Origin of the sequence: Amycolatopsis sp. NPDC059027 (assembly GCF_042739735.1) — a bacterium.
GTDB lineage: Bacteria > Actinomycetota > Actinomycetes > Mycobacteriales > Pseudonocardiaceae > Amycolatopsis.
Window position 1 is genome coordinate 32,374 of sequence record NZ_JBHYIK010000071.1, and the last position, 11,513, is coordinate 43,886.

Annotated in this window: 10 protein-coding genes; 4 read left to right on the forward strand and 6 right to left on the reverse strand. The window is 70.0% G+C overall.

Translation table 11 applies throughout. The features are described 5' to 3' along the window. Positions 1–138: 138 nt before the first annotated feature. Complete coding sequence (locus ACFWY9_RS36025; RefSeq protein WP_378330431.1) at positions 139–1,233, reverse strand: substrate-binding domain-containing protein; 1,095 nt, start codon at positions 1,231–1,233, stop codon at positions 139–141. Positions 1,234–1,388: 155 nt separating this feature from the next. Further along, positions 1,389–1,802 (reverse strand): DUF1508 domain-containing protein, encoded by a 414-nt coding sequence (locus tag ACFWY9_RS36030; RefSeq protein ID WP_378330430.1) that lies wholly within the window; start codon positions 1,800–1,802, stop codon positions 1,389–1,391. A gap of 270 nt (positions 1,803–2,072) precedes the next feature. Between ACFWY9_RS36030 and ACFWY9_RS36035 the strand changes: the two genes are divergently transcribed. Then, complete coding sequence (locus ACFWY9_RS36035) at positions 2,073–2,804, forward strand: SDR family oxidoreductase (RefSeq protein WP_378330429.1); 732 nt, start codon at positions 2,073–2,075, stop codon at positions 2,802–2,804. A gap of 21 nt (positions 2,805–2,825) precedes the next feature. Here the strand turns inward: ACFWY9_RS36035 and ACFWY9_RS36040 are convergent, their stop codons facing one another. Continuing rightward, positions 2,826–3,878 (reverse strand): SDR family oxidoreductase, encoded by a 1,053-nt coding sequence (locus ACFWY9_RS36040; protein ID WP_378330428.1) that lies wholly within the window; start codon positions 3,876–3,878, stop codon positions 2,826–2,828. 70 nt (positions 3,879–3,948) lie between these two features. Here ACFWY9_RS36040 and ACFWY9_RS36045 point away from each other — a divergent pair, with 70 nt between their 5' ends. After that, on the forward strand, positions 3,949–4,827 hold the full coding sequence (locus ACFWY9_RS36045) for a LysR family transcriptional regulator (protein ID WP_378330427.1): 879 nt from the start codon (positions 3,949–3,951) through the stop codon (positions 4,825–4,827). Positions 4,828–4,839: 12 nt separating this feature from the next. Here ACFWY9_RS36045 and ACFWY9_RS36050 read toward each other — a convergent pair whose 3' ends face one another. After that, positions 4,840–6,300, reverse strand: a complete 1,461-nt coding sequence (locus ACFWY9_RS36050) for an ABC transporter substrate-binding protein (protein WP_378330426.1) — start codon at positions 6,298–6,300, stop codon at positions 4,840–4,842. Between the two features lie 94 nt (positions 6,301–6,394). Between ACFWY9_RS36050 and ACFWY9_RS36055 the strand changes: the two genes are divergently transcribed. Both ACFWY9_RS36055 and ACFWY9_RS36060 read left to right on the forward strand, forming a co-directional pair. Continuing rightward, entirely contained in the window at positions 6,395–7,729 is a 1,335-nt protein-coding gene (locus ACFWY9_RS36055) for an LVIVD repeat-containing protein (protein WP_378330425.1), read from the forward strand. Between the two features lie 41 nt (positions 7,730–7,770). After that, positions 7,771–8,556 carry a class I SAM-dependent methyltransferase gene (locus ACFWY9_RS36060; protein ID WP_378330424.1) on the forward strand — a complete coding sequence of 262 codons (786 nt, stop codon included), beginning with the start codon at positions 7,771–7,773 and terminating at the stop codon, positions 8,554–8,556. 3 nt (positions 8,557–8,559) lie between these two features. Here the strand turns inward: ACFWY9_RS36060 and ACFWY9_RS36065 are convergent, their stop codons facing one another. Both ACFWY9_RS36065 and ACFWY9_RS36070 read right to left on the reverse strand, forming a co-directional pair. Next, positions 8,560–10,347 carry a choline/carnitine O-acyltransferase gene (locus ACFWY9_RS36065; protein WP_378330423.1) on the reverse strand — a complete coding sequence of 596 codons (1,788 nt, stop codon included), beginning with the start codon at positions 10,345–10,347 and terminating at the stop codon, positions 8,560–8,562. A 112-nt stretch (positions 10,348–10,459) separates the two neighbouring features. After that, a complete protein-coding gene (locus ACFWY9_RS36070) occupies positions 10,460–11,320 on the reverse strand; it encodes an arpA protein (protein WP_378330422.1) in 861 nt (286 codons plus the stop codon). Positions 11,321–11,513 lie beyond the last annotated feature (193 nt).

Below are 11,513 nucleotides of genomic sequence, written 5' to 3' on the forward strand. Positions count from 1 at the left end.
GGCCCGCGCCGGCGGCCCGGGGGAGGTCCCCAGCGTGCCGGTCACCCCCCACTAGCCGAGGGCCGCCGCCCCGGCGTACCCACGCGCCGGGCCGTCGTCGTTTCTTGGCGGTGTTTCGTGGCTGTCGCGGCTCGGGGGTCAGGCCGTGACGCAGGTCAGGCCGCCGGTACCGGCGACCGTCTTGAAGCCGTACTTCGTGATGGTGCCGGCGAGCTTGCCACCGCACAGCGGGCTGGCGGTCGCGGCGGTGTCGCCGGAGTCGAAGCCCACGGCACGCCGGGCCTGGTCGTAGCGCGGGGTGCGGGTGTCGAGGACGTAGTACACGACACGCGAACCGAGGAACGAGTCCGCGAACGCCGGGGCGTAGGACCCGGCGGAACCGGTGACGGGAGCGCCGTCGGAGCCCGCACCGGTGAGCGTGTTGACGGTGAAGCCGGCCCGCTTGTCGGCGGTGACGCCGTTGCCCTGGGCGACCCACTGGGCGATCGAGAACGGCGCGATCGCGGCGTTCTGGTCGGCCGCCTGGATCGACGTGGCGTCGTTTTCCTGGAAGCGGTTGATGGTGACCGGCTTGGTGGTCGGGTCGAAGCCGAGCACCGTGCCGGTGAAGAAGCTCAGGGTGCCCGAACCGACCTGCGGCAGGTACACCTTGATGGCCGCGTTGGCACCGCCGACCTGGTTCCAGTTGGTGATCGAGCCGTCGTAGACACCGCGCAGCTGCGCCAGCGTGAGGGACAGCCCCGCGCCCGCGCCGGTGGCCGACGAGGACCAGGTGACGCCGTCACGGGCGAAACCGAAGTACCGGAACGACGCCGGGTCGCTGCTGCCGCGGCCGGAGGAGGAGCGCGCGATCTCGAACTTGCCGTCACCCGCGGCCGCGGAGGCGTTGAGGGCGGCCTTGCCGGCGGACGAACCGTCCGGCGGCGGGTTGCTCGCGTTGTAGGTGGCGCCGGGCGACCACGGGTCGGCGGGCACGGTGAAGGACGCGGTCCCCTTGAGCACCGGCGGGATGTTCACGTAGTTGTCGGGGTCGGTGTTCCAGGTGCCGCTCGCCGCGTTCGCGTCGGCGAACACCGCGTTGGTGACGTCGAAGATGGTGTCCGAGCCCGCGGCGGGAATGACCTCCGCGATGCCGTTGGCGGGCGGGACGGCGGCGGCCGTCCCGGTCATGACCAGACAGGCGCCTGCCGCGGCCGCGGTCACGCCGAGAAGCCGGGTAATACGAGCACGCATTGTGTCAGCACTCTTTCTGCTAGTCCCCATGACGTCACGGGATCCCGTGACAGGTCTCATCTCCTCGTATCGGACTGACCGGCTCGGGTGCTCAGCGTTCCCGCCCGACGGCTTGGTGGTTAACCGGCGGGAAACGTACTTTCCGTGATTGCCGATCACCGATTCCGGCGTTCGGAATTCTCCTGGGAATTCATGCGGTACTTCTTGCGCCAGTCGGTGACCGTCTCTATTCGACCGTCGGTCATCGCTTCCCCCGTCGCCGCGCGAAATCGATCGAGACCGCGTTGTGCCTCGATTCTGCGGCCATAAGCGTGTGCTGCCACGGCGACGGCTTCCGTGCCGCTGCGCAGTCGCCAGCGCCACCGGCCGCCGCCCGCGTGGCCGAATTCCGCGGTCAGTTCGTCCAGATGGACGCCGAGCCAGGAAATGGAGGCGAGACACTCCTCCGTTCGGTGGTAATCGAGCGCGCTCGTGCCGAGCGAGGTGTTGTTGCCGCCCAGCAGCCGCCAGCGGAGTGTTTCGGAACCGGTCTGGACGAGTTGGAATCGTGGTTTCTTCCCCCGGGACACACCTTGGTGATCGGCGAATAACCGAGGGGGTTACCGAATCCGGTGAAGGCCCGACGGCGTGGCGGTGAACATCGCGTTCGGGACTGGACACGCTACTCCGAACGGCCGCGGGTAACCGGCGAAGAACGGCACGCTGTCAGCAAGCGCTTTCCCAGCGTTGCCCTGACCGGCCCGGTCGTCCCGCCTCGCGATGTCGCCGGATACGGTGGTGCCGCGCGTGCGTGCCGACGAATCCGGTGCGCGGCAGGTGATCGGCAAGGAGGACGACGGATGGGGATCGCGGTGGTCACCGGGGCGGGCTCCGGGCTGGGGCGGGAGATCGCCCGCGCGCTGCTGGCCGACGGGTACCAGGTCGCGCTCGCCGGGCGCCGGGCGGGCGCGCTGGACGAGACCGCCGGTGGGCACGACTCGGCGCTGGCCGTGCCCACCGACGTCGCCGATCCCGCGTCGGTCGCCGCCTTGTTCGACGCCGTCCGTGACCGCTGGGGCAGGCTGGACCTGCTGGTGAACAACGCGGGCGTGTCGCTCGGCGGCGCCGTCGACGAGCTGTCCGTCGAGGACTGGCGCCGCAGCGTGGACACCAACCTCACCGGGATGTTCCTGTGCGCGCAGCAGGCGGTGCGGCTGATGAAGGCGCAGGATCCCCGCGGTGGCCGGATCATCAACAACGGCTCCATCTCGGCGCATTCGCCGCGTCCGGCCAGCGTGGCCTACACGGCGACCAAGCACGCGATCACCGGGCTGACCCGGTCGATCTCGCTGGACGGCCGGGCCTGGAACGTCGCGTGTGGACAGATCGACATCGGCAACGCGGCCACCGAGATGACGGAGCGGATGGCGGCGGGGATCCCGCAGGCCGACGGCCGGATCGCCGCCGAGCCCACCTTCGACGCGCGGCACGTCGCCGACGCCGTCCGCTACATGGCCGCGCTGCCGCTGGACGCGAACGTGCAGTTCCTGACCATCACCGCGACCACGATGCCGTTCGTCGGCCGCGGCTGAGCCCGCGGGGACCGCCGGGCGTCACGGGATGACGCCGTCCTTGCGGAACTGGTCGAACAGCCGGAAGAACATCTCCTCGGTGGAGACGTACTCGTGGAATCCGTGGCGGCGGGATTTCGAGGTGTCCGCGAAGACGTCGTAGTCCCACGAGAACACGAAGTCGGCGAACCGCCACGAAGCCGAAACGTCCGCATAGGACACTTCGAGCCCGTGCTTTTCCGCCATCGAAGTCCACAATGGAGCCTTGTCCGCCATCACGACGTCGAGCGACATCGGCAGCGGCGGCGCGGTTTCGAGGCCGAAGTAGCCCGCGATCTTCGGCCACAGCTCGCTCCAGCGGAACAGGTCGCCGTTGGCGATGTTGAACGCCTCGTTGCCCGTCCGGTCGTCGGTGGCCGCCCACACCGTCGCCTTCGCGAGCAGACCGGAATCGGTCACCTCCAGCAGGCTGTCGTAGGCGCCGGGCTTCCCGGGAAAACGCAGCGGCAGGCCGAGTTCCTTCGAGATCGACGCGTAGACCGCGATGACCAGCGCCAGGTTCATCGGGTTGCCCAGCGCCGTCCCGCCGACCACCGAGGGCCGGATCGCCGACCACATCCACGCCTTGCCCGCCTGGCGGCGTTCCAGGAACTGCTGCTGGTCCACATTGAACTCGGGCGGCATGTGCCCGGCGTCGGTCTCCCTCGCCGGGGTCTTGAACGGGCCGAGATGCGCGCCGTAGACCTTGTAGCCCTGCATCAGGCTGACGTGCCGTAGGCCGGGGGCGGCGGGCTCGACGGCGTCGACGAGGTTGGTCAGCATCCCGAGGTTGGGCGGCACGAGTTCGGCCCAGGTCGGCTTGTCCTGGTACGCCGCGTAGAACACGTGCGTGACGTCGGTGAGCCCGCCGAGCTTGGCCCGCGTGTCGGCGGGGTCGAGGAGGTCGACGGCGATGTGGCGGGTGTTCCCGTCGCCCGGACGGCGGGACAGGCCGACGACGTCCCATCCCTCCTGCCGCGCGAGGTGGTCGACGAGGGTCCGGCCGATGATCCCGTTCGCTCCGGCGACCAGGGCGAGGTTGCGTGCTGTGCTCATGCTTCGATCCTGTCCGGCGCCAAAGGATAAATCCAAGGCATAAGAATCACCGCAGGCATAAGCTGTGTTCATGACGAGTCTGCGGCAGCTGGAGTACCTGGTCACCGTGGTCGACACCGGTTCCTTCACCCGTGCTGCCGAGGCACTGCACGTGACGCAACCCGCGCTGTCGCACCAGATGCGGGCGCTGGAGCACGCGGTCGGCGGGCCGCTGCTGGAACGGCTGCCACGCTCGGTGCGGCTGACACCAATGGGCCGGGCGATGCTGCCGCACGCGCGGGCCGCGCTGGCCGACGCGGAACGCGCCCGCTGCGCCGCGCGCCAGGCGTCCGGGCTGGAGGCGGGGGAGCTGCAGGTGGCCACGGTGTACTCGGTGAGTCTCGGGGCGCTGCCGCCGGCGCTGCGGGTGTGGCGGCGCGAACGGCCGGACGTCGACGTCCAGCTGTCCGAATACCGGCACGCCGACGAACTGCGCGACGCGATGAGCGCGGGCGAGGCCGATGTCGCGATCGGGCCCGCGCCCGAGGGCTGGAGCGGCCCGGTGCGTCCGCTGGGTGTCGAAGACTTCGTGGTCGTCCTGCCCGTCGACGGCGCGAGGGAGGACACCGGATCTGGGCGCGTCGACCTGAGCACTCTCGCCGACTGCGCGTGGGTGCACTACGCGCCGGGCAACGGGCTCGCCGAGCTGGTCGACCGCGCCTGCGGCGCCGCCGGGTTCCGGCCCCGAGCGGCGGTCCGGACCGAGCAGACCGCCGCGGCCCCGATCCTCGCCGCCGCCGGTCTCGGCCCGGCTCTGGTCCCGGCCAACGTCCTGCCCGCCCGCTTCGACGGCCGGGTGCTGCGACCCGACCCGGCGATCCGCCGCACGCTCACCGCCTACTGCCGCACCAGCCCCGACCCGCTGACCGCCGCGTTCATCGACGTCCTGGTGAAGCACGCCAGGGTCTGACCTGCGCCCCCGTCACATCGCGACGGCGGCGAGGTCGACGCCGGCGAACGGGGTCGCCTTGACGTCGTGCGCGCGGCTGCCCCACACCGAGTGGCCGTGCGTGGTCCACAGCGGTGCCACGGGGAGGTCTCGCAGCAACTGGTTCTCCACGAGCCGGTACAACTCGCCCGCCTCCTGCGGGGTCGCCGCCGCCTCCGCGTCCGCGAGGTTCTGCTTGAACACGTCGTCGGTGTACCCGGCCGCCTCGGCGAGGCCGGTCAGCAGTTCGCCGGGGCTCGCGGTGCCGAGCTTGACGAGCAGGGTGGCCGGGCCGTCCGGCGATCCGGTGGCGGGCAACGGCTTCGAGGTGGTCTGGACCCCGAGCGCGCTCGCGAGGCCGTCGGCCAGCGGCTTGGTCCAGCTTTCCGACCGGGGTCCGGAGTAGACGGTCACCGGCCCGGCGAACGAGGCCTGGGCGAGCAGTGCTTTCCCGGCCGCGGCGTCGAACGCGCAGGCACGGCAGATGCCGGATCGCTCGCCAGGGGCGTCGGAGGGCGGCAGGAGCGCCTTCGCCGGATCGACCTGATGTTGCAGCGGACCGGCCTCCAGCGCGGCCCTGTCGACGCCGAAGGCGAAGGCGTGTCGCACGGTCGGATCGGAGAACCGCTTGTCCGCCATGGGAAAGGTGAGGTACCCGGCTTCGGGCAGTGGCCAGGACAGGTGCCGGTCGGCGAAGTCGTGGTGCATGGATTCGTGCCGGTCACCGGGAACCTCGGCGGCGAGGTCGAGCTTGCCCGCCTTCACCGCGTCGTAGTGTGCGGCCGGTTCACCGACCCGCAGGTCGATTTCCCTGGCCTTGCCGGGCGCGTCGGTGACCCGCACCAGCTTCCCGCCGCTGCCCGGCCGCCACGGGCCGTCCAGCCGGAACGGCCCGTTGCCGATCGGTGCCCGCGCGAAGGCGTTCCAGTCACGCGAGTCGAGGACCGAGCGTGGCAGCGGCACGAGTCCCGGCGCGGACAGCCAGACCGGGACCTGACCGGCGGGGCGGTCCAGGTCGATCCGGATGGTGGCGTCGTCGGGCGCGGTGATGGAGGTGGCGCGCAGCAGCCGGTTCAGTACCGGGGCCGCCGCCCACGGCTGCCCGGCGACCACCCGCCAGGTGTCCACATAGGACTGAGCGGTGACCGGGGTGCCGTCGTGGAACCGCGCGGGCCGCAGCCGGACGGTCCACTGCTTCCGGTCGGTGCTGGTGATGGACTCCGCCGCGCGTTCGGTGACCTTGCCGCTCGCCGCGTCGTAGTCGGCGAGCGGGGTCCACAGGGCGCTGGTCACCAGCCGCCCCGACTGTTCCTGCACGTCGGCGGGCAGCAGCGTCGCGGGTTCGTGCAGGCCGACGCTGAGTACGCCGGGTGCTGCCGGGGTATCGGAGCCGGAACAGCCCGCCGCGACGAGCCCGAAGACGGCGAACAGGACGAGGAGGACACGCGAGCGCATGCCTCTTCCTACCAGTCAGGAACCGGACGAAAGACGGTTGTGTCCGGGTTGGGGCGGTCATAGAGTTCGGGAGTACGTTCACTGGGAGGTCTCTGTGCGTAACTGGTGGGTCCGTTCGTGCCTGGCCGTCACCACCGTCGCCGCGACGCTCGCCGCCACGGCCCTGCCCGCCGCCGCCTGCGGCGAAGACGACAAGCCCGCCGCCGCGGCCCACGTCACCGGCGAGCCGGGCGCGGTGAAGAACGTCCGTTCCGTGGGCAACCTCCCGGACGCGCAGGGCGCGATCTCCCTCGCCTTCCTGCCGTACGGTCACCGGGACGTGATGGCCGTGTCGGGCCAGTTCGGCCTGAAGCTCTACGACCTCACCGAAAATCCGGCCGCGCCGAAACTGGTCGGGCAGCTGAACATGCCCGGTCTGTGGGAGACCGAGGACACCGAGGTCGATCCCGTGCGCAAGCTGGTGTTCCTCTCGCGTGACCCGCGTGCTTTCGGCGGGAACACGCACAACGGTGAGTCCGGCATCTACGTGGTCGACGTGTCGACACCGGAGAAACCGGTGCAGCTGAGCTACGTCAAGGTCCCGGCGGGGCACACCACCAGCTGCATCAACGACTGCCGCTACCTGTGGACCGGCGGTCCCGCCAAGGCCGACAACCAGCCCGCCGACTGGGGCGGCAGGCCGATCTGGGTCACCGACGTCCGCGATCCGCGTAACCCGAAGGTTTCCCCGCAGCCGATCGAACTTGCCCGCAACGACGGCAAGACCGACTATGTGCACGACGTCCAGGTCGACAAGAACGACGTCGCGTGGGTGTCCGGCCGCGGCGGTGTCCGCGGGTACTGGACCGACGGCGTGCACCGCGATCCGGTGCAGGGCAAGATGCGGCGCGCCACCGCGTACGCGCCGGTGCCCTACGCGGGCGGCGGGGTCGCCGAAACGGCGGCGCCGTCGAAGTTCATGCACAACAGCTTCCACCCGGCGAACCGCCACGACGACGGCGCTTGGCGTGGCCACGATCTCGTCTACGCCACCGAGGAAAGCTTCGTCGACGGCTGTGCCGGTGACGGCGTGCTGACGATTTCCTCACTCGAAGGCTCGTACGGCGGCGAGGGCTGGAAGTCGAGCCCGGACAAGCCGTTCCGCCTGCGCACCGTCGGTACCTGGGGCGTGGCGGGGCAGGAGGGCAGCGACCCGAAGTCCGACGACTGCTCCGCGCACTACTTCGACATCCAGGACAAGGTGCTCGTCCAGTCGTTCTACGCGCAGGGCACCCGGTTCCTGGACATCAGCGACCCGACGAACCCGAAGCAGATCGCCTACTTCCGGCCCGCCGACGCGGCGTCGTGGGCGCCCTACTGGCACCGCGGCCACGTCTACGTCGCCGACAACAAGCGGGGGATCGACATCCTGAAGCTGACGGCTCAGTAAACCCGCCCCCATCGCTGCGGCGCCGTCGGTACGGTGACGGCATGATGCAGCGACGCGCCGACGGCAGCGCGGGGGATGCGGACTACGCCGCGATCGGTGGTGTCTACACCGACTACCGCAAGCCGGACCCGAGGATCGGCGCGCACATCCTGGACGCGCTGGGCGACGCGCGGACCGTGCTCAACGTCGGCGCCGGAGCCGGCGCGTACGAACCGGCCGATCGCGAGGTCACCGCCGTCGAGCCGTCCGCGTCGATGCGCGAGAAACGTCCCGCGCACCTTCCGCCCGCGGTCGACGCGGTCGCCGAGAAGCTGCCGTTCGGCGATCGGTCGTTCGAGGGCGCGATGACGACGTTCAGCGTGCACCAGTGGAAGGACCTGGGCGCGGGACTGGCCGAGCTGCGCCGGGTCACCCGCGGCCCGGTCGCGGTGCTGACCTGCGATCCGTTGCTGCTGCGCAGGTTCTGGCTCGCCGACTACGCGCCCGAGGTCATCGGCACCGAGGCACGGCGCTACCCGCCGGTCGAGGACATCGCCGACGGGCTGGGCGGTGACACCCAGGTCATCGGCGTCCCGGTGCCGATCGACTGCACGGACGGGTTCAACGAGGCCTACTACGCCCGGCCGGAACGGCTGCTCGATCCGGACGCACGGCTGTCCTGTTCGGCGTGGAGTTTCGTCGACGACGAGGTGCACGCCCGGTTCGCCGCCGAACTCCGCCGCGATCTCGCCAACGGCACCTGGGAACGGCGCTACGGCGGTCTTCGCGAGCAGGCGGAATTCGACGGCTCGCTGGTGCTGATCGTGTCCCGCCCGGCGGGGAGCTGATCGTTACTCCGAGGCCAGCAGCTCCTCGAGTTCCCGGACGGCCGTGGTGAGTTCCTCCGCGAACAGCGTCATTTCGTGCGCCACGTGCCGCGGCGTGCACAGGTAGATGTTGAGCCGGTCGGGGAGCAGCACGTACGCGACGCCGATGCACTGCGGGCTCGTCGAACCGAAGCCGAAGTACTGGATGTTGACCGACGGCGCGGAACTCGTGCTCAGGTAGTCGTCGCGCATCTTGACCCAGCCCGGCGACGAATACAGCGGAAGGCCGATGTCTCCGCCACGCCGTTTCTGGATCAGCTGCAGTTCCCACAGGTGCTGCTCGGGCGCGTCACCGGCCTGACATTCCTTCGCACGGGCCACATGCTTCGCCGCAGCGGCCCGAAACGCCGCGCGACGTTCCTCGCGGGAGGCGTTCTCGTCCTCCATCACCGCGACGAACCGCAGCACCTCCGGCGTGACGACGCGCATCGCCTCGGTGCGGCCGTTCTGGAACTGCCGCGTGGCTATCGACTCGTAGGTCGCGCCGGTCAGCCCCTTGGCTCGTTTGTGCGCGAGCTGGTACGCCATCTGCGCGAAGCCGTCCGGCGACATCCCGAGCTGTTTCGCCCTGCTCGCACCGAAATCCTCGAACGACAGGATCTTCGTCGCCGTGGCGTCGGCGTACGCCTGGAACGACGCGGCCGCGGCGCGGGCGTCCGCACGCAGCGCCTCGTCGAGGACGAACTCGATCCGCTCGAACGCCGGTACCCCGTCGGCGCCCGGCCGCGCCACGCGTTCCCCGGCGAGCAACGCGTCGGTGAAGCCGAGGATCGTGGTCCCGTCCAGCTCGCAGTGCTCGACGTTGATGCCCGCGGTGCCGTCGGCGAACACGATCAGCGAGACCGCCTTGTCGAACCACCGGTTACCGCTGTCGCCGTGCAGCAGCTGGTCACACGCTTCCTGCGTGTCCTTCGGCGTGAGATCTTCCAGGCACACACAGAACAACGCGGTCTCGATCGTGTCCAGCGCCTCGGCGTTCCCGGCGTCGATCAGCGCCTGCCGGGTCGCCGCCCACTCCGCGCGGGCCTTGGTGGTGAAATGCCCGGCGGCGGTGGCCGGTTCGTCGATCGCCCGGCCGGTCTTCATGATCGTGTGCAGTCCGGCGATCAGCTGGTCGGTGTCGTACGGGCGGCCGTCCGGCGCGAGCACGTCCAAGCGGAACGGCGTGTCCTGGTGGAACACGACGATGTGCCGCGCGGTGGACGGGCCTGGCCAGTCTTCGCGGTACGGCGTGCGCGCGGTGTCCAGCTCGGCACCGGGGATCCGCGTGGCGGAGAACAGGAACTTGTGCTGCACCATCGACTGCGGCTGTCCGCGCACGATGATCGGCGGGATCGACTCGTCGTCCAGCCGCAGCTTGTAGTCGACGGCCGAGGCGACGAGCTCGGCCGCGCGTTCCACCTGCCCGAGCCCGGATTCGGCGAACAGGAAGAAGAAGTTGGCGTTGAGCGCGATCCGGTCGCGGCGGCCGAGGTACCGGTACGGCCAGAACGTGTCGAGCCAGCTGCGCACGCCTTCGGCCGAGTCGTAGGCCTCCAGCAACGACTGGAGTTCGTGCGCCGGACTGTCCTCGGCGAGGTACGCGCGCACCGCGGCCTCGGTCTCCGCCAGCTCCTCGGAAGTCAGCAGCGGCGCGCACCATTCGAGGAACCCGCGGCAGCTGTCTTCCAGCGTGGGCACGGGGACGCGGGGGAGGCGGTCCTCGTTGCCGAAGGTACGCGTGGACCATTCCGGACTGCTGCTCACGATCATCCTCGATCTCGATGGGGCGGGTCAGGGTGTGTCGCCGAACACGTCGCCGATGCTAGCGGTCGCGTACGACAAAGTGCCGCATTCGGCTCTGGACAGGAGAAAGCACGGGGGCTCAGTCGAGCAGCCGGTCGCCCCGGACGGCCTGGCCGAGGTGCTCGGGCAGGACCCGGCCGAACAGCTGGCGCGTCCGTTCCGGGCTGCCGATCACGCCGGGACGTTCGCTGTAGGCGAAGATCGCCGAATGCCGGGCGACGTTCCCGCGCACGGTTCCCACGCGGTGCAAGGAGAACCGGCCCCGGAACAGCTGCAGATCACCGGGGCGCAGGGTCAGCCTGCGGACGAGGCGCTCGCCTTCGCCGGCCAGCACGGCGCGCACGTCGTCGAAGTTCTCCTCCGTCGCGGACCGGATGTTCGGGCAGTACTCGAAGACGCCGCCCTCGGCCGCTTCCTGGGTGAGCATGCTGACGGTGTATTCGTTGACGTCGAAATGCCACGGATGCGCGCGGCCCGGCGCGATCACGTTGAGCGTCAGCCCGGACAGCGGATCGGCCAGTTCGTGCAGTTCCGGCAGCGCGAAGCAGTCCGCGACGAACCGCTGGAACTCATGGCTGGTGTAGAGCTGCTGGATGATCGAGGTCACCGGGATCTGGTCGCGGGCGACGAAAGCGTTCCCCCGCTCCATGATCGTGGCCCCCGGATGTCCGTCCGGCAGCGGGGAGTCGGTGGCGATGTTGTAAGCGTTCACGAGTTCGACCCGGGAATACGCCAATGGGGCGATCTGGGCGCATTCGGATTCGAGAACCGCGCGCAGCTCGGGCCGGATGAAATCGGTGAGCACACTGCACCCGGTTTCGCGAAGTTCGGCGCGGGTGCGGGAAACGATGTCCTGCCAGGCTCTGCTCCCCTGGTCCGAGAGGGGGTAGCGGGCGGTGTCGACCACCTGGGCTGCGGCCACGGCTTCCGATGTGCTCATCGATGTCCTCTCGACGGGTGGGACCTGTCGTGAACCTCGGAAGGGTTTAGCACAGAAAATGTCGGCGAATCGCGGCCACGAAGTCGTTTGTGATCGGTGACACAGCGTCGTGTGCGCGAGGTGACAAGAAAGCTGCCGAATGGCCCCACATGGTGGTTTTTGTGGGGCATGGTGGGGGTGGGTGGCCGGGGTG

Bases quoted from the DNA above. Each gene is read 5' to 3' on its own strand.
- ACFWY9_RS36025 (WP_378330431.1), bottom strand. From the start codon at position 1,233: ATGCGTGCTCGTATTACCCGGCTTCTCGGCGTGACCGCGGCCGCGGCA.
- ACFWY9_RS36035 (WP_378330429.1), top strand. From the start codon at position 2,073: ATGGGGATCGCGGTGGTCACCGGGGCGGGCTCCGGGCTGGGGCGGGAG.
- ACFWY9_RS36040 (WP_378330428.1), bottom strand. From the start codon at position 3,878: ATGAGCACAGCACGCAACCTCGCCCTGGTCGCCGGAGCGAACGGGATC.
- ACFWY9_RS36045 (WP_378330427.1), top strand. From the start codon at position 3,949: ATGACGAGTCTGCGGCAGCTGGAGTACCTGGTCACCGTGGTCGACACC.
- ACFWY9_RS36050 (WP_378330426.1), bottom strand. From the start codon at position 6,300: ATGCGCTCGCGTGTCCTCCTCGTCCTGTTCGCCGTCTTCGGGCTCGTC.
- ACFWY9_RS36060 (WP_378330424.1), top strand. From the start codon at position 7,771: ATGATGCAGCGACGCGCCGACGGCAGCGCGGGGGATGCGGACTACGCC.
- ACFWY9_RS36065 (WP_378330423.1), bottom strand. From the start codon at position 10,347: ATGATCGTGAGCAGCAGTCCGGAATGGTCCACGCGTACCTTCGGCAAC.
- ACFWY9_RS36070 (WP_378330422.1), bottom strand. From the start codon at position 11,320: ATGAGCACATCGGAAGCCGTGGCCGCAGCCCAGGTGGTCGACACCGCC.